General features: G+C 63.8%; 22 protein-coding genes. 16 read left to right on the forward strand and 6 right to left on the reverse strand.

Translation table 11 applies throughout. From position 1 onward, the window contains the following. From CQ12_RS39040 to CQ12_RS39060, 5 genes are all read left to right on the forward strand, one after another. Window positions 1-514, forward strand: a 514-nt coding sequence (locus CQ12_RS39040; protein WP_488226011.1) for a tetratricopeptide repeat protein, incomplete at its 5' end; no start/stop codon positions are given. Window positions 515-554: 40 nt separating this feature from the next. Continuing rightward, entirely contained in the window at window positions 555-1,046 is a 492-nt protein-coding gene (ccmE, locus tag CQ12_RS39045; protein ID WP_057840603.1) for a cytochrome c maturation protein CcmE, read from the forward strand. Next, window positions 1,043-3,025, forward strand: a complete 1,983-nt coding sequence (locus CQ12_RS39050) for a heme lyase CcmF/NrfE family subunit (RefSeq protein WP_057840544.1) — start codon at window positions 1,043-1,045, stop codon at window positions 3,023-3,025. The genes ccmE and CQ12_RS39050 overlap by 4 nt, the downstream gene beginning before the upstream one ends. 4 nt (window positions 3,026-3,029) lie before the next feature. After that, window positions 3,030-3,530 (forward strand): cytochrome c-type biogenesis protein, encoded by a 501-nt coding sequence (locus CQ12_RS39055; protein ID WP_057840545.1) that lies wholly within the window; start codon window positions 3,030-3,032, stop codon window positions 3,528-3,530. Between the two features lie 91 nt (window positions 3,531-3,621). After that, window positions 3,622-4,143 (forward strand): DUF1993 domain-containing protein, encoded by a 522-nt coding sequence (locus tag CQ12_RS39060; RefSeq protein ID WP_057840546.1) that lies wholly within the window; start codon window positions 3,622-3,624, stop codon window positions 4,141-4,143. 25 nt (window positions 4,144-4,168) lie between these two features. Here the strand turns inward: CQ12_RS39060 and CQ12_RS39065 are convergent, their stop codons facing one another. From CQ12_RS39065 to CQ12_RS39075, 3 genes are all read right to left on the reverse strand, one after another. Further along, window positions 4,169-4,684 carry an MAPEG family protein gene (locus CQ12_RS39065; RefSeq protein ID WP_057840547.1) on the reverse strand — a complete coding sequence of 172 codons (516 nt, stop codon included), beginning with the start codon at window positions 4,682-4,684 and terminating at the stop codon, window positions 4,169-4,171. Window positions 4,685-4,696: 12 nt separating this feature from the next. Beyond that, window positions 4,697-5,137 carry a hypothetical protein gene (locus tag CQ12_RS39070; protein WP_063799885.1) on the reverse strand — a complete coding sequence of 147 codons (441 nt, stop codon included), beginning with the start codon at window positions 5,135-5,137 and terminating at the stop codon, window positions 4,697-4,699. Between the two features lie 91 nt (window positions 5,138-5,228). Next, entirely contained in the window at window positions 5,229-5,966 is a 738-nt protein-coding gene (locus tag CQ12_RS39075) for a TSUP family transporter (RefSeq protein ID WP_057840548.1), read from the reverse strand. A 104-nt stretch (window positions 5,967-6,070) separates the two neighbouring features. On the opposite strand from CQ12_RS39075, the gene CQ12_RS39080 reads away from it, so the two are divergent. The 9 genes from CQ12_RS39080 (at window position 6,071) to CQ12_RS39120 (ending at window position 18,895) form a co-directional block, all read left to right on the forward strand. Continuing rightward, window positions 6,071-6,955, forward strand: coding sequence for a LysR substrate-binding domain-containing protein (locus CQ12_RS39080; protein WP_057840549.1), 885 nt, complete (start codon window positions 6,071-6,073; stop codon window positions 6,953-6,955). 174 nt (window positions 6,956-7,129) lie between these two features. Further along, window positions 7,130-8,722, forward strand: a complete 1,593-nt coding sequence (locus CQ12_RS39085; protein WP_057840550.1) for a Do family serine endopeptidase — start codon at window positions 7,130-7,132, stop codon at window positions 8,720-8,722. 273 nt (window positions 8,723-8,995) lie between these two features. Next, a complete protein-coding gene (locus tag CQ12_RS39090) occupies window positions 8,996-9,676 on the forward strand; it encodes a response regulator transcription factor (RefSeq protein ID WP_057840551.1) in 681 nt (226 codons plus the stop codon). Further along, window positions 9,660-11,126: a sensor histidine kinase gene (locus tag CQ12_RS39095; protein ID WP_057840552.1), complete on the forward strand. Its 1,467-nt coding sequence runs from the start codon at window positions 9,660-9,662 to the stop codon at window positions 11,124-11,126. The genes CQ12_RS39090 and CQ12_RS39095 overlap by 17 nt, the downstream gene beginning before the upstream one ends. Further along, window positions 11,123-14,059, forward strand: coding sequence for a bifunctional [glutamine synthetase] adenylyltransferase/[glutamine synthetase]-adenylyl-L-tyrosine phosphorylase (locus tag CQ12_RS39100; RefSeq protein WP_057840553.1), 2,937 nt, complete (start codon window positions 11,123-11,125; stop codon window positions 14,057-14,059). The genes CQ12_RS39095 and CQ12_RS39100 overlap by 4 nt, the downstream gene beginning before the upstream one ends. Window positions 14,060-14,454: 395 nt before the next feature. Beyond that, complete coding sequence (locus tag CQ12_RS39105) at window positions 14,455-15,378, forward strand: formylglycine-generating enzyme family protein (RefSeq protein ID WP_083519674.1); 924 nt, start codon at window positions 14,455-14,457, stop codon at window positions 15,376-15,378. 131 nt (window positions 15,379-15,509) lie between these two features. After that, window positions 15,510-17,180, forward strand: a complete 1,671-nt coding sequence (locus tag CQ12_RS39110; RefSeq protein ID WP_057840554.1) for an arylsulfatase — start codon at window positions 15,510-15,512, stop codon at window positions 17,178-17,180. 323 nt (window positions 17,181-17,503) lie between these two features. Further along, a complete protein-coding gene (locus tag CQ12_RS39115) occupies window positions 17,504-18,529 on the forward strand; it encodes an HAD family hydrolase (protein ID WP_057840555.1) in 1,026 nt (341 codons plus the stop codon). A gap of 168 nt (window positions 18,530-18,697) precedes the next feature. Then, window positions 18,698-18,895 (forward strand): hypothetical protein, encoded by a 198-nt coding sequence (locus tag CQ12_RS39120; RefSeq protein ID WP_057840556.1) that lies wholly within the window; start codon window positions 18,698-18,700, stop codon window positions 18,893-18,895. Window positions 18,896-18,934: 39 nt separating this feature from the next. Here the strand turns inward: CQ12_RS39120 and CQ12_RS39125 are convergent, their stop codons facing one another. Further along, the gene (locus tag CQ12_RS39125; RefSeq protein ID WP_057840557.1) at window positions 18,935-19,156 is read right to left on the reverse strand and encodes a hypothetical protein; all 222 of its coding nucleotides are present in this window, start codon (window positions 19,154-19,156) and stop codon (window positions 18,935-18,937) included. Window positions 19,157-19,442: 286 nt separating this feature from the next. Between CQ12_RS39125 and CQ12_RS44690 the strand changes: the two genes are divergently transcribed. After that, window positions 19,443-19,709: a hypothetical protein gene (locus CQ12_RS44690; RefSeq protein WP_157088756.1), complete on the forward strand. Its 267-nt coding sequence runs from the start codon at window positions 19,443-19,445 to the stop codon at window positions 19,707-19,709. Between the two features lie 131 nt (window positions 19,710-19,840). Here the strand turns inward: CQ12_RS44690 and CQ12_RS39130 are convergent, their stop codons facing one another. Together CQ12_RS39130 and CQ12_RS39135 are read right to left on the reverse strand one after the other, a co-directional pair. Continuing rightward, entirely contained in the window at window positions 19,841-20,593 is a 753-nt protein-coding gene (locus CQ12_RS39130; RefSeq protein ID WP_057840558.1) for an anti-sigma factor, read from the reverse strand. Beyond that, the gene (locus CQ12_RS39135) at window positions 20,590-21,168 is read right to left on the reverse strand and encodes a sigma-70 family RNA polymerase sigma factor (protein ID WP_083519675.1); all 579 of its coding nucleotides are present in this window, start codon (window positions 21,166-21,168) and stop codon (window positions 20,590-20,592) included. The genes CQ12_RS39130 and CQ12_RS39135 overlap by 4 nt, the downstream gene beginning before the upstream one ends. Before the next feature lie 153 nt (window positions 21,169-21,321). On the opposite strand from CQ12_RS39135, the gene CQ12_RS39140 reads away from it, so the two are divergent. Then, window positions 21,322-22,098 carry a DUF4394 domain-containing protein gene (locus CQ12_RS39140; protein ID WP_057840606.1) on the forward strand — a complete coding sequence of 259 codons (777 nt, stop codon included), beginning with the start codon at window positions 21,322-21,324 and terminating at the stop codon, window positions 22,096-22,098. Window positions 22,099-22,490: the final 392 nt, after the last annotated feature.

The following is a 22,490-nucleotide window of genomic DNA, read 5'->3' on the forward strand; positions in this document are numbered from 1 at the left end:
GGGCGCGGCGGGCGGCGTCGTCACGGCCGAGGCCAAGGCTGAATTTGAACGCGCGGTGGCGCAAAGCGCCGACGACCCGAAGGCCAATTACTTTCTCGGGCTCGCCGCCGAACAGGATGGCCGCCGGACCGATGCCGCCGCGATCTGGCAGGGCATGCTCGCCAAGTCGCCCGCCGACGCGCCATGGCGCCCGCTGATCGAGGCCGCACTGGCCCGGGTCGGCGGATCTGTCGCGCCGGCACTTTCCAGCGATGCGATGGCCGCCGCCAAGGACATGAATGAGGATGACCGCGGCGCGATGATCCGTGGCATGGTGGATCGGCTTGCGACGCGGCTGAAGCAGAACGGCGACGATGTCGAAGGATGGTTGCGGCTGGTGCGGGCCTATCAGGTGATGGGCGAACGCGACAAGGCGGCGAGCGCGGTCGTCGAGGCGCGGCAGGCGGTCGCGAGCGATGCGGAACGCTTGCGCCAGCTCAATGCCGGCCTGAAGAATCTCGGACTTGATGGGTGAGCAGGGTGACAAGACGCGCAAGGGAAGGCAGAGGACAGAAATGACGCGCAAGCAGCGGCGTTTGACCATGATCGGCGGTTCGCTCGCGGTGCTCGCGATTGCGGCGGCGCTGGTGCTGAACGCCATGCGCGATTCCATCGTGTTCTTCTCCACGCCGACGATGGCCGCGGAGAAGCAGATCCCGCCGGGCAAACGGTTCCGTCTTGGCGGCCTGGTCCAGCCGGGCTCGCTGGTGAAGGGCGACAATCTTGCCGTGAATTTCTCCGTCGCCGACGGCGCCGCAACGCTGCCCGTCGCCTACAAGGGAATCTTGCCGGACCTGTTCCGAGAGGGGCAGGGCGTCGTCGCCGAAGGGGCGATCGACGCCTCCGGCGTCTTTAGGGCCGACACCGTGCTGGCAAAACATGACGAGACCTACATGCCGAAGGATGTCGCCGATGCCCTGAAGAAGCAGGGGCACTGGAAGGACGATTACGGCGCCAAGCCCGGCGCCACGGCCGCGTCTGCGCCGGTTCAGGGGGCCTCGAAGTGATCGCGGAAGCCGGCCATTACGCGCTTGTGCTGGCGCTGGGACTGGCGCTGATCCAGTCCACGGTGCCGATCCTGGGCGCGCGCTGGGGCGATCATGCCTTGATGAATGTCGCGCGCTCCACCGCGCTCGCGCAGTTGCTGTTCGTGGGCGCGTCGTTTGCGGCGCTGACGATGCTGCACGTCGTCTCGGACTTCTCCGTCGTCAACGTGTTCGAGAATTCGCACTCGATGAAGCCGATGCTCTACAAGATCACCGGCGTGTGGGGCAATCACGAAGGATCGATGCTGCTGTGGGTGTTGATCCTGGCGCTGTTCGGCGGCCTGGTCGCCGCCTTCGGCAACAATCTGCCGCTGTCGCTGCGCGCGCATGTGCTGACGGTGCAGGGCTGGATTGCCGCCGCGTTCTATCTGTTCATCCTGGCCACCTCCAATCCGTTCCTGCGCATCTCAAGCCCGCCGATCGAGGGCCGCGACCTCAATCCGGTGCTGCAGGACATCGGCCTCGCGGTGCATCCGCCGATGCTCTATCTCGGCTATGTCGGCTTCTCGATCTCGTTTTCCTTCGCGGTGGCCGCGCTGATCGAGGGCCGCATCGACGCCGCCTGGGCGCGCTGGGTGCGACCGTGGACGCTGGTGGCGTGGATCTTCCTCACCCTCGGCATCGCGATGGGCTCGTACTGGGCCTATTACGAACTCGGCTGGGGCGGCTGGTGGTTCTGGGATCCGGTCGAGAACGCTTCCCTGATGCCGTGGCTCGCCGGCACCGCGCTGCTGCATTCCGCGGTCGTGATGGAAAAGCGCAACGCGCTGAAGGTCTGGACCATCCTGCTATCGATCCTGACCTTCTCGCTGTCATTGCTCGGCACCTTCCTGGTGCGTTCGGGTGTCCTGACATCGGTGCATGCGTTCGCGACCGATCCGGCGCGCGGCGTGTTCATCCTTTTGATCCTCTGCCTGTTCATCGGCGGCAGTCTTTCGCTGTTCGCCGCGCGGGCGACGGCGCTGAAGCAGGGCGGATTGTTCGCGCCGATCTCGCGTGAGGGCGCGCTGGTGCTCAACAATTTGCTTCTGACTGTCGCCTGCGGGACCGTGCTGTTCGGGACGCTGTATCCGCTGGCGCTGGAAGTCCTGACCGGCATCAAGCTTTCGGTCGGCGCGCCGTTCTTCAACCTGACCTTCGGGCCCTTGTTCGTGCTGTTGATGATCGCGGTGCCATTCGGGCCGATGCTGGCCTGGAAGCGGGGCGACCTGCTCGGGGCGGCGCAGCGGCTGATGGCGGCCGGCATTGCGGCGCTGATTGCGATCGCTGTGCTGTATGCGTGGACGTATGGCGGCAGCACATTCGCGCCGCTCGCGATCGGGCTTGCGGTATTCGTCATCGGCGGGGCGCTCAGCGATCTCGCTGAACGCACGGCGCTGTTCCGCGTTCCCTTGGGCGTGGCGATGGCTCGCGCGCGCGGATTGCCGCGCTCGACCTGGGGCACGGCGTTCGCGCATGCCGGCGCCGGCATTGCCCTGATCGGAATCGTCTGCGAGACCACCTGGAACAGCGAGTATATCGGCACGATGAAGCCGCGCGATGTCGCCAACGTCGCCGGCTATCAGTTGAAACTCGATGACATCACGCAGCGGCAGGGGCCGAATTTCCGCGAGATGATCGCGCAGTTCACGGTCTCGAGCGACGGTGAAACGCTGCAGATGATGACGCCGTCGAAGCGCAACTTCACCACGCGCGGCTCCTCGACCACCGAGGCCGCGTTGCTGACGCGCGGCGCCAGCCAGCTCTATGTTTCGCTCGGCGATACCAATGCCGACGGCGCCATTGCGGTGCGCATCTATCACAAGCCGCTGGTGCTGCTGATCTGGTGGGGACCTGTCCTGATGGCGTTCGGCGGCCTGCTGTCGCTGTCGGACCGCCGGCTGCGCGTCGGCGCACCGAAGCCGGCCAAGGCCACCCGTGCGCTGGCTCCGGCGGAGTAGGGCGGTGAGGCGCCTCCTTGCATACGTACTTGTCGCCGCGGTGATGTCAGTCGCGCCGGCCGCTTACGCCGTGCAGCCCGACGAGATCATGGCCGACCCTGCCAAGGAGGCGCGTGCGCGCAACCTGTCGCGCGAGCTGCGCTGCATGGTGTGCCAGAACCAGTCGATCGACGATTCCGATGCGCCGCTGGCGCGCGACCTGCGGCTTCTGGTGCGCGAGCGCATCGCGGGCGGCGACAATGACAGCCAGGTGATCGATTTTCTGGTGGCGCGCTACGGCGAGTTCGTGCTGCTGAAGCCGCGCCTCACGCCGCATACGCTGCTGCTGTGGCTGTTGCCGCCGCTGGCGCTGGCCGGCGGCGGACTGGCGTTGTGGTTCTACAGCCGCCGCCGCTCGCAATCATCAGGCGCAAGCGATCCATCCTTGCTCAGATTGAGCGAAGAGGAGCAGGCCCGGCTGGAGCGCCTGATCGCGGCGGAGACCGCGTCGGAAAAGAAGGGCTGACCGCCTCATTGCAAGCGGGCAGGTTTCCGCTATGAAATCCCCTGGCTAGAAAAATAATATTGCCTTCAATTTGTCTTGGGAGGAAACGGACATGGCCTTTTCACTCTACGACGCCAGCGTGGCGAATTACCTGCAGACCCTCGGTGCGGTCGGCGGCTTCCTTGATCGTGGTCTCAAGCATTTTCGCGATAACAACATCGATCCGGAAACGATGGTCGAGGCGCGCCTTGCGCCTGACATGCTGCCATTGCGCTTCCAGATCATCTCCGTCGCCCAGCATTCCCGCGGCGCCATCGAGGGCGTGCAGAGCGGAGAATTCCGTCCGCCCGCATCCAAGACGCCGTACGACTACGCCGGATTGCAGGGGCTGGTCGCGCAGACCCGCGAAGCGCTGGAGGGCTGGACGCCCGAGGCGGTCAATGCGCTCGGCGGCCGTGACGTCGTCTTTCATCTCGGCGAACACAAGCTGCCCTTCACGGCGGAAGGGTTTCTGATGTCGTTCTCGCTGCCCAACTTCTATTTCCACGCCACCACCGCCTACGACATCCTGCGCACCAACGGCGTGCCGCTCGGCAAGCGGGATTTCATGGGCCGGATGAAGATGAAGAAGTGACCTCGGCGCAAGCTGGCTGCGAACATTAGGCTCGCAGCATGTTCCAGCCCACCCAGACGAGAATGCCGATATTGAGGTACATTGTGGCCGCCATGCCGAAGGCCCGATACAGCGGGTGGATTCGGTAGCCGATCCAGAAGGCAAATCGGGCGACGATGAACACGATGGTGGCGGCTGCAATGACCTTGATCTGGCCGGGCGGCAGGCTGACGCTCAGCGCCAATGTGCCGATCACGAACAGCACATATTGCTGCAGCGTGTTGTCGAGCACGCGCCCGTTGATCAGCGTTGCCTGATCCTCCTTGTGCAGCGTCGGATCGATCGCTTCGCTGAGGAAGCGGTTGTTGCCGACGGTGATGGTGCCGACCACCAGCGGGATCGCGGCAAGGGCGTTTGCCTTGAGGGCAAAGGCAAGCCGATCGGCGAGGCCGGTCAGGGCCGAGGTATCCGCCCAGATCAGCGAGATGCCGGCGATTGCGGCTACCATGGTGAGCACGCCGCTACCGGCGCCAATCGCAACGGTCTGTTGTTCAGGAGTCATGGCACGTCTCCACTATCGATAGCCGGACGAAATCGGACCAGCGTGAACCGGGGCGCTATCCGGCACCCGGGCCGAGATCGCGGCAGACATCTGCAGCACGACGAACAGGCCATGCAGCGCCGTGGTGACGTAACCGACCACCAGCATGTCGGCCGCAATGAAGAGTTGCCAGAATACCAGATTGGCGGTTCCCAGCAGGACGTGAATGGCGACAGCCGCGAGGTGCCAGCCGCGCGCCGGCTGGGCGCGCCACATCAGGATGCCCAGGATGAACGCCAGCCCGTGCGCCTCGATGAAGCCAATTCCGGCATAGGGCGCCTCGGCCACGACATGCGCGACCGGTCCAAGCCCGAAGAATATGCCCCGTACGTCGCTTGCGAAGCCGCCCGCGGACGCTGCGAGGAGAAACGTTGCATTGGCGCGCAGGAGGATCTGTCGGGTGGCGGTAGTCATTGGTGGCCTCCGTGAGGTGCAATGTGGAGATGAAGACATGAGGTGAATCGGAAGAGGGGGACCGGTTTTCCATCCATGTGCACGGCGCGGGTCACAACAGCACCACGCCCTGAATCAGATAGACGGTGGACACCGCGCCGATCACGTATCGCGACCAGGTGCGGAATTGCGTTTCGCTGATGATCTCCAGCACGAACCGCGAGAGATGCGTTCCGGCGACCGCAAGCGGGATCGCCACGACGATCGCGATCAGCGACAGGGCCTCGCCGCCGGCGAGCAGATGACCGAAATAGGCGGCCTTCAGAAAGTGCCCGAGCACCTGCACGGCGGCCTTGGTGGCGACCAGTTGCCGGCTGTTGAGTTGCGAGCGCACGAAGAACACGTCCAGGATAGGACCGGAGACCCCGGCCAGAAGCTGCAGCACGGTGCACAAGACGCCGCAGCCATACGCGTGGCCGGCCTTTCCGATGTCGGGTGTGAGCCGGCCGGGAAGCAGCAGCCCCAACAGAGGGCTCACACCAACGATAATTAGGGCTATCGCCTTGCTCGCCACGAGCGCCATGACGCCGACCACAGCTGCGGCGACCACCGCGCCGCCGGCGTAATGGGCAACGATCCGCCAATCGATATGCGATCGCCACTGCCAGGCCCGCCAGCCGTTCGAGGCCATCTGCACGAGGCCGTGCAGAACCATGGCCGGCGCCAGAGGCATAAAAGCCAGCAGGATTCCCATCAGGATCATGCCTCCGGCCATCCCGAAGATGCCCGAGATGAAGGAGGTCGACACAATAGCGGCGGCGAATCCGGCTGCGAGGGGGAGGCTGAGCATGGACGTCGTCCAGTGAGATGCGATGACTGCTCCATGCGCGTTTGACAGCGGCTTCGCAAACGCGTTTAGTTCAGCCATAGACCAAGCAAATGTTGGGCTAGCTCATGCGCCGCCTGCCTTCGCTGAACGGTTTGCGCGCCTTCGAGGCTGCGGCGCGCCATGGCAGCTTCGTGGCCGCAGGCCAGGAGTTGAACGTCACGCAGGCGGCGATCAGCCGGATGGTGCGGCTGCTCGAAGCGCGTCTCGGATTTCCGCTGTTCGAGCGGCTTCCCAATGGCCTCGTGCTGACCGCGCAGGCGAGGGCGCTGCAGCCAAATCTCACGACGGCATTCGACTCGATTGCATCGAGTGTCGCGCAGGTCTCGGCGATGCGCGCCACGCCGGTTTTGACGATCGGTGTCGGCCCGTCCTTTGCAACACGCTGGATGATTCCGCGCCTTGCGAGTTTCTATCGCGCCCATCCCGAGATCGAGGTGCGGCTGGCGACGGGCGGCGCGATCAATCCGTTCAGGGATGACTGGACCTGCGGCATTCTCCTCGGTGGCGGCGATTGGCCGGAACTGGCGGCTGAGCCGTTGTTTTCGGCGGACCTCTTTCCCGTGTGCTCAGCTTCCATTGCCCGACGGCTCGGCAAGCCGTCGGACCTGACGCAGGAGAGCTTGCTGCAGGTGGCTCACTCGCCGGAGGATTGGCCGTTATGGCTTTCCGCCGCAGGCGTGAAGCGGCGTCGTGCCGCCTTGGGGCCGAGCTTTGCCAATTACGGAATGGCGCTGCAGGCTGCGCTCGACGGTGTTGGCGTGGCCATTGGCCTGCGCCCCTATGTCGAAGACGATATCGCCATGGGACGTCTGGTCGCGCCGTTTTCGCTGTCGGTGCCGAAGGGCAGGGCCTGGTATCTCGTGTATCGTCCGTTCCGCGAAACCGACCCGGGGCTGATCGCCTTCCGCGACTGGCTAAGGCAGAATTTCACGGAAAAGCCGCAGAGCTAAACGGCTGATTTGCCTGCGCTATTCTGCCGCATCCATAAGCCGCCGCATTACCAAAGTTTAATTCCCTAGCCAGCGCGCGGTAAGGCGGCAAACACCATGTTCAGGCCCTGTCAGGTGCCCAGCCCCCGCACCGTAGAACCAATGAAGAATTCAGGCTCTGGAGATCTTAGAAACATGACCGAACGTCCCGTCGATCTTTCCTCGCTACCGTCCAACGGCGCACCGCGCCGTTCGCTGTTCTCGGCGCGCAAATTCGCGCTGATGGCTTCCGTCGTCGCCGGCCTCGGCGCCGCCGTCTATGGCTTCTCGCCGCAGCAGGGCCCGGTCTTCACCAGCGCGGCGCATGCGCAGGTCAACAACGAGGTCCGCAAGGTCGAGCGGCCGATCGGCTTTGCCGACATTGTCGAGCGCGTGAAACCGTCGGTGATTTCGGTCAAGATCAACATCGCCGCCAAGGCCTCGAAGGGTGACGACAGCGCCAACAAGGACGACGACTCGCCGTTCCAGCCGGGCTCGCCGATGGAACGCTTCTTCCGTCGCTTCGGCGGTCCGGATGGTCTGCCGCCCGGCCTGCGCGGTGGTCCGCGTAGCGGCCGTGGTCCGGTCACCGGACAGGGTTCCGGCTTCTTCATCTCGGCTGACGGCTTTGCCGTGACCAACAACCACGTGGTCGACGGCGCCGAGAAGGTCGAAGTCACGATGGATGACGGCAAGACCTATACTGCAAACGTGATCGGCACCGATCCGCGCACCGATCTGGCGCTGATCAAGGTCGAGGGCCGCAAGGATTTCCCGTTCGCCAAGCTGTCGGACAGCAAGCCGCGGATCGGCGACTGGGTGCTCGCGGTCGGTAATCCGTTCGGCCTCGGCGGCACCGTGACCGCCGGCATCGTCTCGGCCTCCGGCCGCGACATCGGCAACGGTCCGTATGACGATTTCATCCAGATCGACGCGCCCGTGAACAAGGGTAACTCCGGCGGTCCGGCGTTCGACACCTCAGGCGAGGTGATGGGCGTCAACACCGCGATCTATTCGCCGTCCGGCGGCAGCGTCGGTATCGCGTTCTCGATCCCGGCTTCGACGGTCAAGAACGTGATCGCCCAGCTCAAGGACAAGGGCTCGGTCAGCCGTGGCTGGATCGGTGTCCAGATCCAGCCGGTGACGTCTGATATTGCCGACAGCCTCGGCATGAAGAAGGCGGAAGGTGCGCTGGTGGCGGAACCGCAGGCCAATGGCCCGGCGGCCAAGGCCGGTATCCAGTCCGGTGACGTCATCACCGCCGTCAATGGCGAGCCGGTCAAGGATGCCAAGGAACTCGCCCGCACCATCGGCGGTCTCGCGCCGGGCAATGCGGTCAAGCTCAACGTGCTGCAGAAGGGCCAGGACAAGGTCTTCAACCTGACGCTCGGCCAGTTGCCGAACACGATCGAGGCCAAGGCTTCGACCGACAAGGACGACAAGGGCAGCCAGAGCAAGGGAACCGACGTGCCGAAGCTCGGCCTGACGGTTGCCCCCGCCAACAGCGTGGCCGGCGCCGGCAAGGAAGGCGTCGTCGTGACCGAAGTCGATCCGAAGAGCGCGGCGGCTGAACGCGGCTTCAAGGAAGGTGACGTCATCCTCGAAGTCGCCGGCAAGAGCGTCGGTACTGCGGGCGAAGTCCGCGAGGCGCTTGATACTGCACGCACCGAGAACAAGAACAGCGTTCTCATGCGCGTGAAGAGCGGCGGTTCGTCGCGTTTCGTCGCAGTGCCGCTGGCGAAGGGCTAAACGAGGACTAGATACCAGATGGAGGGTTTCGCCGGCATTCGTCGCCCCCGCCGACGTCTCCTTCCGGGGAGCGGGTCCAAAACTCGCTCCCTCTGGCAACCTTCCAGCGGAATACGCCCCCCTCCGTCGGAAGGGCCTAGGGGCGGTGAGGTCCCCCAGCTTCACCGCCCGCTTTTTTCACTTGATCGAGAGCATCCGCGGCCGCCTTGCATGTGCAGGGCGGCCGCGCCATGGTGAGAGAAAGCCATTCCCGTGACCGCAACTGCCCAGCAAATGCGCCTGTTGATCATCGAAGACGACCGCGAGTCCGCCGACTATCTGGTCAAGGCGTTCCGTGAAGTCGGCCATGTCGCCGATCTCGCCAGTGATGGCGAGGAGGGCCTGTCGATGGCTGAAGGCGGCGATTACGACGTGCTCGTGGTCGACCGCATGCTGCCCAAGCGCGACGGCCTGTCCGTGATCGGGAGCTTGCGCGAGAAGGGCAATCGCACGCCGGTGCTGATCCTCTCCGCGCTCGGCCAGGTCGACGACCGCATCAAGGGCCTGCGTGCCGGCGGCGACGACTACCTGCCAAAACCATACTCCTTCGCCGAATTGCAGGCGCGCGTCGAAGTGCTGTCGCGCCGCAATGTCGGCCCGGCGGAAGAGACGACCTACCGCGTCGGCGATCTCGAGCTCGACCGTCTGTCGCATCGCGTCGCCCGCGGCAAGGATGAGCTGACATTGCAGCCGCGCGAGTTTCGCCTGCTCGAATATCTGATGAAGCATGCGGGTCAGGTGGTGACCCGCACCATGCTGCTTGAAAACGTCTGGGATTATCATTTCGATCCGCAGACCAACGTCATCGATGTGCATATTTCCAGGTTGCGCTCCAAGATCGACAAGGGGTTTGAGCGGCCCTTGCTGCACACGATCCGTGGCGCCGGATACATGATCCGTGACGGCCTTCGGTAAGCTGATCCGCACCACGGCGTTCCGGCTGACGCTGGTCTATCTGTTTTTGTTTGCGCTGTTTGCCGCGTCGCTGCTCGGCTATTTCGCCTGGAACACGCGGCGGCTGATCAACGAGCAGATCACCGCGACGGTGAACGTCGAGACCACGGAGATTACCGACATCTATACGCGCCGCGGCCTGCGCGGGCTCGTCTACACGCTCGAGAACCGGGCGCTGCGGCCGGGCGCCAATCTCTATCTCGTCACCACGCCTGAGGGAAAAGCGATCGGCGGCAATGTCGGATCGCTGTCGCCGGGCGTGATGGCCTCGACCGGCTGGTCCGAGACCGCCTATCGCCGGCTCGACGAGCAGGACACCGCCGATCATCGCGCGCTGGTGCGCGTCACCGAGCTCACCAACGGTTTTCGCCTGCTGGTCGGCCGCGACCTCGATGAGCGCCGACGGCTGTTCGGCATCGTTGCCAACGCTGCGCAATGGTCGCTGCTGGTCGTCATCGTGCTTGGCATCGGTGGCGGCATCTTCGTGGCGCGGCGGGTGCTGCAGCGGATCGACGCCATGACCGGCACCACAAGGCGCATCATGGCGGGCGACCTCTCCGGGCGCCTGCCGGTCGGCCGCTCCGGCGACGAGCTCGATCGCCTCGCCGAAAACCTCAACGCCATGCTGGAGCGCATCGAGGCGCTGATGATGGGGCTGAAGGAAGTCTCCGACAACATCGCGCACGATCTGAAGACGCCGCTGACACGCCTGCGCAACCGCGCCGAGGAGGCGCTGGCGAGCTCCGGCAGCGAGGCCGAATACCGCGCGGCGCTGGAACGGACCATCGAGGAATCGGACGGGCTGATCCGCACCTTCAACGCGCTCTTGATGATCGCGCGCGCCGAGTCCGGGCAGGCGCGTGGCAACATGGATGATTTCGACGCGGCCGACGTCGCCAGGGGCATCCACGAATTGTACGAGCCGCTGGCCGAAGACGACGGCATGACGCTCCGCGTCAAGACCGCGAACGCGCCGCTGCACGGCAATCGCGAGTTGATCGGGCAGGCGCTCGCCAATCTGGTCGAGAACGCAATCAAATACGGCAAGCCGTCGCCGGTGGTGCAGCCGATGGACCCTGTCGTCGCGGCGCGCACGCGGGAGATCCTGATCGAGGCCCGGCGCGAGGGCAATCATGTGCTGCTCAGCGTCACCGACCATGGGCCGGGCATTCCCGAAGCCGATCGCAAGCACGCGGTGGAGCGGTTCGTGCGGCTCGAGGCGAGCCGGACGTTGCCGGGTTCCGGGCTCGGCTTGAGTTTGGCGTCCGCGGTGGCGACCCTGCACGGTGGCGAACTCAGGCTAGGGGATTCCCATCCCGGCCTGACCGCGACGCTGGTCATCCCGGCGCTATCTGCCGCGGGTGACAGGCTTGCGGCCCAAACGCCGGATGTGCCACAGAAGGTGGCATGAATTCCTCCGCCTTGGCCGCGCGGTTCGTGTGCGGGCCGCATATCCCGGCCACCAGCAACGCCGAACAACGCCTGGGAGATTGGCTCGCCGAACTGGAGCCGGCGCAGTCGGCTGAGATCAGGACGTGGCTGGATCGTCCGTTCGCCAGAGCCATCCTGGTCGGCATTGCCGAGTTCTCCCCCTATCTGTTCGACCTGGTCCGCGCTGATGCCGCGCGGCTGGTCCGCCTCCTGTCCTGCGACCCGGAACAGCACCTCGCCACGCTGACCGAGGGAACCACGCGCGACGTACTCGCCGCTGAGGGCGAGGCCGACGTCATGCGGCTGCTTCGTCGCATGAAGTCGGAGGCCGCGCTGATGATCGCGTTGTGCGACATCGGCGGGGTCTGGCCGGTGATGCGGGTGACGGCGGCGCTGACCGAGCTTGCAACCGTCTCCGTGCAGACGGCGCTGCGTTTCCTGCTGCGCCAGGAAATCGCGCGTGGCCGCATGACCGCCCTCAATCATGATCGGTCGGAGGAGGGCTCTGGGCTGATCGTGCTCGCGATGGGCAAGATGGGCGCCGGCGAACTGAACTATTCCAGCGACATCGACCTGATCGTGTTCTTCGATCCGTCCACAACCTCGCTGGCAGCCGACATCGAGCCGGCGCCGTTCTTCGTGCGCGTGACACAGGCGCTGGCCCGCCTGCTGCAGCAACGCTCCGGCGAGGGCTACGTATTCCGCGTCGACCTGCGCCTGCGGCCCGATCCCGCTTCGACGCAGGTGGCGATCTCCACTGACGCAGCGCTGCATTATTACGAGCGGGAAGGGCGGACCTGGGAGCGTGCCGCGATGATCAAGGCGCGCGTTTGCGCTGGTGACGCCAAAGCGGGCGAGGCGCTGATCGCGGAATTGTCGCCGTTCGTCTGGCGCAAGCATCTGGATTTTGCCGCGCTCGCCGACGTCCACGACATGAAGCGGCAGATGCAGACCTATCGCGGCCAGAGCGAGATCGCGGTCGAAGGCCACAACGTCAAGGTCGGCCGCGGCGGCATCCGCGAGATCGAGTTCTTCGCGCAGACGCAGCAGCTCATCGCCGGCGGCCGCCATCCGGAATTGCGGGTGCGCCCCACGCTGCACGCCTTGCAGGTGCTGGCGACCAGCAACTGGATCACCTTTCAGGCCTGCGACGAATTGACGACGGCTTATGAATTCCTGCGCTGCGTCGAGCATCGGCTGCAGATGATCGCGGACGAGCAGACTCACGCGCTGCCTGAAGATGCCGAGGCGATCGAGCGCTTTGCGAACTTCTTCGGCTATGAGAGCCGCGCCGCCTTTGCCAAGGATCTGCTCGGCCATCTCAACATCGTGCAGGGGCATTACGGCAAGCTGTTCGAGGGCGATCCGGCCGGCTCGGTGAAGCTGCCGCAGCTCAATTACGCCGCCGGGCCTGAGGATGCGCGCCTGCTCGACCATCTGACGACGCTCGGCTTCAAGAAACCGATCGCGGTAGCGGGGACGCTGCAGCTCTGGATGGAGGGCAATTACCGCGCGCTTCGCAACGAGGCGACCAAGGCCGCCTTCATCGAGTTCGTGCCCGGCCTGCTCGACGGCCTTGCGAATGCCGAAGACCCTGACGATGCCGTGGCTGCGTTCGATCGTTTTCTCGGCGCGTTGCAGCGCGGCGGCCGGTTGATTTCCCTGCTGAGCCAGAACCGCGATCTGGTCGCGCTGGTGGCCTTGATCCTCGGCGCGGCGCCCCGGCTCGGCGACATGCTGGCGCGACAGCCGCAGATCATGGACGGCCTGATCGACCCGCGTTTCTTCGGCGCGATGCCGGACCAGAAGGAGTTGTCGGCGCGGCTGGCGACGACGCTGAAGGACGCGGATTCCTACGAGGACTTCCTCGACCGCCTGCGGCTGTTCGGACAGGAGAGCCTGTTCCTGATCGGCACGCGCATCCTCTCCGGCACGGTGTCGGCACAGCAGGCCAGCGTCGCCTTTGCCGACGTCGCCGAGGGCATCGTGCACACCGTGCACGGCCTGGTCACCGACCAGTTCGCCAGCCAGTATGGCCGCATCAAGGGGCAGGAGACCGCAATCGTTGCGATGGGTCGGCTCGGCAGCCGCGAGATGACGGCATCCTCCGACCTCGATCTGATCCTGCTGTACGATTTCGACACCGACAATCCCGACTCCGACGGCGAGCGCTCGCTGCACGGCGCGCAGTATTTTGCGCGGCTGACCCAGCGCCTGATCTCGGCGTTCACGACACGGACCAACTACGGCGTGCTCTATGAAGTCGACATGCGGCTGCGGCCCTCTGGCCGCGCCGGGCCGCTGGCGTCGCGGATCGATTCCTTCGCCGACTACCAGGAACGCGAGGCCTGGACCTGGGAGCACATGGCGCTGACGCGGGCGCGGGTGATTTCGGCCTCGCCGGCGTTTCGCGACAAGATCGAAGGCGTCGTCCGCGGCGTGCTGACGCGGCCGCGCGACGCGGCCTCTACCGCCGGCGACGTCGCCGACATGCGCCGGGCGATCGCGGCGGAAAAGGGCGAGAGCGACATCTGGGATCTCAAGCTTGCCGCCGGCGGCCTCGTCGACATCGATTTCATCGCCCAGTATCTGCAGCTGGTTCACGCCGCTGAAAAGCCCGAAATCCTCAGCGTCTCCACGCTGCAGGTGCTCGACAATGCCGCACGCCTCGGCGTGCTCCCGCAGTCCGACGCCGAGATTTTGCGCTCGGCGGCGCGGCTCTATCACGACCTCACGCAGATCCTCAGGCTGTGCGTCACCGACAAGTTCAACCCGGAGACCTCCGGCGAGAATTTGCTGCACGTAATGGCGCGCGCCGGCGACACGCCCGATTTCTCGACGCTGGAAGCGCGCCTGCGCGAGACGCAAGGGGAGGTGAGGCGGGTGTTCGGAGCGTTGGTTGGCGGCGGTTAGGGCGGTCCTTCGTTTTGAGGAACGCCAGGCAGACATTCAACGAACCTTCGCACGTCTGCATTTGACCCGGCATGAACCTTCCCGAAGTGGTCGAGTGTTACGCTATATCTAAAGGTGGTACTCCCCAGGTGGATATCGGGGCTGACGCATTTCGTATCCGCTTCGCGGCTTTGATTTAGATCAACATCATCTCTAACCGAACGACAATTACTCCCGGTTGCGCCTCAGGAAGTCTGTACCGAACTACGTCGTCCGCAAATACGGGACTCCACACCGATATTGGACCGCGGTCCGATATCGACCCAGTGCATCGGCCGGGAGGTAACGCATTGAAAGCGAAGCCTGAGCTAACGGGCGATATCGCCATTTGTGATGGTCCTTCCGATGTTGATAAAATGACCTGGATACCCGGCGGCACGTTCCGCATGGGATCGGACAAGCATTATCCCGAGGAAGCGCCCGCTCATCGCGTTACCGTCGATGGATTCCTGATCGACCGCACGCCGGTGACGAACCGGCAGTTCAAGGAATTCGTAAAAGCCACCGGCCACGTCACCGTCGCCGAGGTTACGCCGGATCCGAAAGACTATCCCGGCATGCTGCCGCACATGATCTATGCGGGCTCGCTGATGTTCACTCCCCCGAAACACGTGGTCGGCCTGCGCGACTTCAGCCAGTGGTGGTCGTTCGCCAAAGGCGCGGACTGGCGGCATCCCTACGGACCCAAGAGTAACATCAACGCGCTCGACGATTATCCCGTCGTACATGTGGCATTCGCCGATGCGCTCGCTTACGCCACATGGGCTGGCAAGGATTTGCCAACTGAAGCGGAATGGGAGTTCGCAGCGCGCGGCGGGCTCGACGGTGCCGAGTTCGCGTGGGGCGATGAGTTCACACCGCACGGCCGTCACATGGCCAATACCTGGCAGGGCGACTTCCCGCGTCAAAACCTGAATCACGATGGCTTCGAGCGCACCTCGCCGGTCAGCGCGTTCCCGTCGAACGGTTACGGACTTTACGACATGATCGGCAACGTCTGGGAGTGGACCGCCGACTGGTATTCGCCGAGGCACGAAGCGGATGCCGCGAAGGCCTGCTGCATCCCGGAGAACCCGCGCGGCGGCCGCGAGGCGGACAGTTACGACCCCAGAACGACCAATGTGAAAATTCCAAGAAAGGTCATCAAAGGCGGCTCGCATTTGTGCGCGCCGAACTACTGCCGACGCTACCGGCCGGCGGCGCGCCATGCGGAGCCGGTCGATACATCCACGAGTCACCTGGGCTTTCGATGCATCAGGCGAAAAGCATCTGATGCTTAACAAAGAGGAGTGACGCTATGGTTGGCTTTGTATCGAGTGAAAAACCATCAGCTACCGGAAAAGTGCTGCGAAAGAGGGCCGCAGGTTGGCATAAACGTTGCTGCGCAGCGTTGCTCGGTGCGACGACACTGATGACGCTGTCCGGGCCAGCCAGCACGCCGGCAACCGCACAGCCGGCACAGAAGCCCAATATCCTCTTCATCATGGGTGACGACATCGGCCTCTACCAGCCGAGCATCTACCATCGCGGCCTGATGGTCGGCGAGACGCCCAACATCGATCGCATCGGCAATGAAGGCGCGATCTTTACGCATTACTATGCCGAGCAGAGCTGCACCGCCGGCCGCAACGCCTTCTTCACCGGCATGCACCCACTGCGCACCGGCATGATTCCTCCGCAGCTTCCAGGCAGCCCGTCCTACCTGCGGCCGGGCACACCGGCAATCGCCAAGTTCATGCTCGATCTCGGCTACAACACCGGCGAGTTTGGCAAGAACCATCTCGGCGATCACACCGACGCGCTGCCGACCGCGCATGGGTTTCAGGAGTTCTGGGGCTACCTGTACCACCTCGACGCGATGCAGGGCGTAAGCTTCCCGGATATCAACAAGAGCCCGACCCAGCAGACGGTTGCCCCGCCATGCAAGAACACGCCGATCCCCGGCATCCCGGAGGTCGCAGGCGCGGTTGATCCGAAAACTTCGGTTTGCCTGACGCCTCCGCGTAACGTCCTGTCATGCAAGTCGGACGGTTCATCCAGAACTCAGCAGTGCATTGATCAGGGCCCGCTGACCCTCGAGCGGTCGAAGGGTGTCGACGAGGAAATTTCGGCCAAGGTCATCGACTTCCTCGATCGCAACGATCCGAAGACGACGGGCAAGCCGTTCTTCGTCTGGTACAACCCTGCACGCATGCACATCACGACCGTGCTGAATGACAAGTACGCGGCCATGATCGGCGAGCAGGGCGGCAAGGACTGGGGCCTCAACGAGGCCGGCATGAAGCAGATGGATGACAACATCGGCTATGTCCTGAAGAAGCTCCAGGACATGGGACAGCTCGACAACACGATCGTCGTGTTCACGACTGACAACGGCGCCGAGACCATCACCTTTCCGGACGGCGGCACCACGCCATTCAAGGGTGGCAAGTTGAGCACCTGGGAAGGCGGCATGCGGGCTCCGGCGGTCGTTCGCTGGCCGGGCGTCATCAAGCCCGGCACCGTCAAGAACGAAATGTTCGCAGCCCTCGACTGGCTGCCGACATTTGTCAACATCGGCGGCGGCGCCAAGGGCGACCAACTGAAGAAGCGCATCGAGGCCGGCCAATATCCCGGCATCGTCAAGACGACGCTCGATGGCGTCGATCAGACCGAATACCTTTCGGGGCGTTCGGAAAAGTCTGCGCGCGATACCTTCTTCTACTATTCGGGCAAGGATCCATCGGCGGTCCGCTACAAGAACTGGAAGATCTATTTCACGATGGTGTCCGACAATCCGGCGGGCTTTATAGCTGGAGCCCTTCCTTATCACTGGGCGCAGGTTGTCAACATCAAGCGCGACCCGTTTGAGACCTCAGTCGGCACACAAATAAAGACCCTCATGGGCCAGGGTGGCTCAATCGGCTCGCCCTCTACAGCCTACGTCTATGACTGGAACATGCTGCCGATCGGCCAGGCGCTCTGGCTGAAGGAACTCGAGACCTATATTCCATTCCCGCCGCTGCAGGACCCGGCGAGCTACAACCTCGAACAGGTAATACAGCAGATCAAGCAGGCCAAGACAGCCGGTCGCAGCGACTAGCTGCGCGCGACGAGCGTGATCCGACGAAGCGGGCGCCCAACGACGGGGCGCCCGCCAACGGAATTAGAAAAATGATCAAGGAGGCCGCGCCGGACCGGTCGGCACCTCCGCAAAACCGTGTCGGCTTCCGATGCATCAAGCGAACAGAGGCAATTGCATCGGAACGGGAGAAGCACGTCATGAGCATCGATGAGAAATCAGATCGAGAAGGCGATGCAGCCCCGCGCTGGCAGGTAGAATGTGCGGTCAGCGGGCGCCCCGCGTGCGGGCGTCCGTTTTAGGGCTTTCACAATCGATGCCTTTGTCGATGAAAGGAGCCAACTATGTCGACTTCCTTGGGTGTCAATCGCCGTATCCTGCTCTCGTCCCTGGCTTTGCTTCCGGCTCTGATCGGGCCGCTGCGTCCAATATCCGTCCAGGCACAGGCACGCGATCCGCTCCCGTCCTGGAACGAGGGCGCGACCAAGGCCTCGATTCTCGACTTCGTCGCGAGGGTGACGACACAAGGCGGGCCTTTCTTCGTGCCCGTCGATCAGCGCATCGCGACTTTCGACAACGACGGCACCCTTTGGGTCGAACAGCCGATGTATGTGCAATTGGCATTCGTGCTCGACCGCGTGAAGGCCATGGCGCCTATGCATCCGGAATGGAAGACCAAGCAGCCCTTCGCTGCAGTGCTGGACGGCGACCTGAAGGCGCTGGCCGCGTCAGGTGAAAAGGGATTGGTCGAACTGGTTGCGGTGACACATGCCGGCATGACCACGGCGGAGTTTGAGAAGATCGTCACGGATTGGCTGTCGACGGCGCGCGATCACCGCTTCAAGCGGCCTCATACCGAACTGGTCTACCAGCCGATGCTTGAACTTCTTGCTTACCTCCGGGCCAACGGCTTCAAGACCTTTATCGCGTCAGGCGGCGGCATCGAGTTCATGCGGCCGTGGACCGAGCGGATCTACGGAGTGCCGCCGGAGCAGGTCATCGGGTCCTCGATCAAGACCCGATTTGAGATGAAGGATGGCGCGCCGACGCTTTTCCGGCTGCCTGACATCAACTTCATCGACGACAAGGTAGGAAAGCCGATCGGCATCAACGAGCACATCGGGCGACGTCCGATTGCGGCGTTCGGAAATTCCGACGGCGATCTCGAAATGCTGCAATGGGCGACGCTCGGCGCTAGTGGCGCGCGGTTCGGCTTGATCGTGCACCACACCGATGCGGAACGCGAATACGCCTACGACCGTCAGTCGCATTTCGGGAAGCTCGACGTGGCGCTGGACGCCGCAGCGGTGAACAGGTGGACCGTGGTCGACATGAAGAAAGACTGGAAGCGCGTGTTCGCTTTCGAATAGACGCCCCGGATCGCAGCTAGGTGGTCCTCTCGAGTCTCACTGCGCTTCCAGGCCGAGGTGAGAGGTGAGACGGGTGTTTCAGTCGCTGTGGACGAAGGGTAATGCCCGGTTTCTTACGGAGGAACTCCTACGGGCGACCGGAATTGTTGGCGGTATCAGGAGGCTGGGATGCATACCGTGATCAATATCTTCGAAAAACCCATGGAACGCATCAGGAAGACTTGCGAGCTGATGGGCCTGGGCGCCGATTTCGACCGCAAACTGCCGGAACTCCAAACCCATCTGGAAGGGCTGGTGGCCGAAGGCGAGACCAGCGAAGAACGGCTGACCGTGAGCGGCCTGACCTTCGTCAAACAGGGGCGATAGGCCTCGGGCGAGGCCTGAGTAGCGCCGGGCAAAACGCCGTCAGGAAATCTCGTCCGGAAGCTTCCACGCTGGATCCGGCGCGCAACCTTGCTCCCTGGTTTCCTTGACGCGATAGCCGGCCGGCAGGACCTGTCCGCCTGCTTGGTCGGCAACGGGAATATCGGAAATCAGGCCGGCCTGAAGCGCTTGCTTCCAGGCCTCCGCCTCGGTCGGAAGGCCGGGGCCGATTTGCCTGTCGCCATCGAAAAGCGCGTAAGGCACGAACCCTCCAATCAAAACCCCGCCAGCTATCTGAAATAACTGACGGGGCTTTGAGCTGATATTTCCGGTTGGATTTCTCCTTCCTGATCTACCTGCTCACACCCCTAACGTCGGGCGATGGATATCGTTCCCGATTATTTTTGGTTCGGCACGAAGAAATGGCGGCACGTGCGATTGATGGGAATGGTGCGCAATGGCGGCTTTCGGCGGTCTGCCCCAATCGCGTGGAACTGTTGCCACTTTTTCCTGCTTGAAGCCGGAGCGTTCAACTCTGGAGCGGAGGCCCATGCGCAAACTGCTGTTTGGAATCGCACTCACCCTACCCATCGCCTTTGTGCCCCCGGCAACAGCAATGCCCCGAGGCTATCCGTTGATCCACGACTCGCTGGCCAAGGGCGATCTGATCGAAGTAAAGGGCGGGCACGGATGGGGCCGCGGGCATGGCTGGGGCCGAGGGCATGGCTATCGTCCGTTTGGTTGGAGCCGCGGCCGTAAGGTCGGCTGGCGCGGCCGTGGATGCCCGCCCGGTCACTGGAAAAAGGGCTGGTGCTGAAAAGGACGGCCAGCGACTTTCCTCTGGTGCATGATCCGGAAAAGTGGATACCGGTTTTCCGACAAGATCATGCTCAAAAAGAGTTAGAGCGTGATGACGATTCGAAGAAACGTCATCACGTTCCAGGGCGACTACAACGCCCGGGCCGCGTTGCCCTTGAACAGGATCGGGCCAGTCGGTCGTCCGATAGGTGAGCCGCCTTCAGGCTCCAGCGTGATCTCGAACAGTTGGTCCTGCACGGTCTCCGGCAGCGACTCCAGGTCGAGCTGCAGCGTGCGCGACTGACCGGTGATGGCGATCGATTTCGGGCCGATCGCGCGATCCCACAAGGTCCAAACCTGCAAGCTGCGGCCGGCGGGAACCTCGATCGGCCGCAACGGTATCAGCTCGACCCGGCCGTTCGAAAACGCGTTGACGATGGCGCCGGCCTCCTTCGTCGTGTCGTTCACCAGCACGGCGACGTAAATCGGCTTGCGCTGGGCGAGTGCGAGCATGTCGTGACGAAGCTGGCGCGACGTCGCCAGCGCACCGATCATGATCATTGCAAAAAGCGCCGCGGCGAAGGCGCCGCCGATACCGAGACCGCGCCAGAACCGGATGTTGTCCCACAATGTGGTGCCACGTAGCGCGGCGCGTGCGGAGGGCAGGGCGTCGATCGGCGCGATTTTGGTTGCATCCGCGATGCGCTGCCAAAGCGCCGGGCTTGGTGGGGTTTCCTCGGCCGTGAGATCGAGGTCCGCAAGCCGTGCCCGCCACGCGCTCACGGCCTGAGCAAACGATTGGTCGGTTTCGATGCGCCGTTCGGCGGCGGCTTGCTCTGCGCCGTCAAGCAGGCCCATCACGTAATCGGCAGCCATGGCGTTATCGGCGTCGTGCGGGCTCATCCCATGCACTCCTGCAACGCAAAGAGGCTGCGCCGTACCCAGCTCTTGACCGTGCCGAGCGGAACCTTGAGCCGTCCCGCCAATTCGCCGTGGCTCATGCCGTGAACATAGGCCAGCACCACCACATCGCGGCGGGGGCGGTCGATCTGCTCGAGACACCGGCGCAGCGCGCTGGCCTCCGGCATCCGCGACAGGGTGGTTTCGGAATCGACATCCCCGGCGCTTTCATCTGATGCTTCATAGCGATGCTCGTCGCGATGAATGCTCAGCGCCCGGTTGCGCACCACCGCATAGAGCCAGCCGCGCGCGCTGCCGCGGCGCGGATCGAAGCCGGCCGCGCCGCGCCAGATCCTGATAAAGGCGTCGTGCACCGCCTCTTCCGCAAGGTCCTGCCGGAACAGGATGCGTCGCGCGATGCCGACCATGCGCGGCGCCTCGCTGTCGTAGATCACGCGCAATGCGGTGCGGTCGCCGGCCGCGCAACGCGCCAGGGCCGCGGCAAGCTGCGCCTCGCGCTCCTGATCGCGCAGGTCGGGAGCCTGCGGGCTGGCGGTGATGGTGCCATTTCCGGTCATGTCTATGCCCTTGCATAGTTGTTCTACCTTGAGATGCGGCATTTGGATGCATGTGCCGAAAATTATTTTCAGGATGCTGCATCCGTTTCGCCGCGCCGCCGGTACCCGCTGTGTTGGTCCCGCGAGGATCATTCGAACACAGGGAGCTTTACGATGAATTTTCGCTCAATTTTCGCCGCCTCAGTTGCACTGTTGCTGTCATCCGCCGCCGCCAATGCCGCACAGGTCGCTGCCCTGATCGGCGGCGACACCATTGCGATGGTCGACACCGCACAGAAGAAGGCGACCGGCTCGGTCAAGGTGACCGGCATTTCCGGCGCGCTGGTTGGCATCGACGTACGTCCGGCCGACGGCTTGCTCTATGGATTGGTCGACGATGGCACCATTGTGACCATCGCGCAGGACGGCAAGGCCACGACGAAATCGAAGCTCGACACCATGCTTGCCAAGGGCGTGACCGCGACGGTCGATTTCAACCCGGTGGCGGATCGCCTGCGCGTGATGGGCGCGGACGGCATGAACCTGCGGGCCAATGTCGATGACGGCAAGGTGACCAAGGACGGCGACCACAAGTTTGCCGAGGGCGACATGCAGAAAGGCGAAAAGCCGAACATCGTCGCCGGCGCCTATACCAATTCGGTGAAGGGCGCCAAGGAAACGGCGTTGTTCAACATCGACGGCACCATCGGCGGATTGATCAAGCAGGCCCCGCCGAATGACGGCGTGCTCGGCGCGATCGGCAAGCTCGGGATCAAGGCGGATGCCGTCGCGTTCGACATCTGGTCCGACGGCGCCGGCAAGAACGAGGCCTGGCTATTAGCTGATGGCACGCTCTACAGCGTCGACCTCGCTACTGGAAAGGCAACCGAGGCCGCCAAGATCGCCGGCGTCAGCGGCACGGTGAAGGACATTGCCATCATGGGAATGTAGGAGATTCCGGCCGCCCTCGACGCCTGGACCCTGGTGCATCCTGCGCCAGGGTCGATCCTCAGGCGTATCGCTGGCTTGCGCGCTCTTCAGGGTCTCAATTGCGTCGCGGCGTGACGGTTAGCCGAGTGGCCGGCGCGGGTCGATCGTACCTCGCCGGTCACCGCTTTCCGCCGAGCGGCTATGGCGTTTGCGCCATGATCGGAACGTCTGGGAGTGGACGTCCGACTGGTACTCGCAAAAGCACGAAGCCGAAGCGCCGAAGGCGTGCTCACAATCCGCGTGGCGGCCCGAAGCGGCCAGCTTTGATCCATGTCAACGGAACATCCACATTCCGCGCAAGATGTTGAGGGGGGCTCGCATCGTTCAGTCAACGTGATGGTTGATTGACCCGA

It is taken from the genome of Bradyrhizobium jicamae (assembly GCF_001440395.1).
Taxonomy (GTDB): Bacteria; Pseudomonadota; Alphaproteobacteria; order Rhizobiales; family Xanthobacteraceae; genus Bradyrhizobium; species Bradyrhizobium jicamae.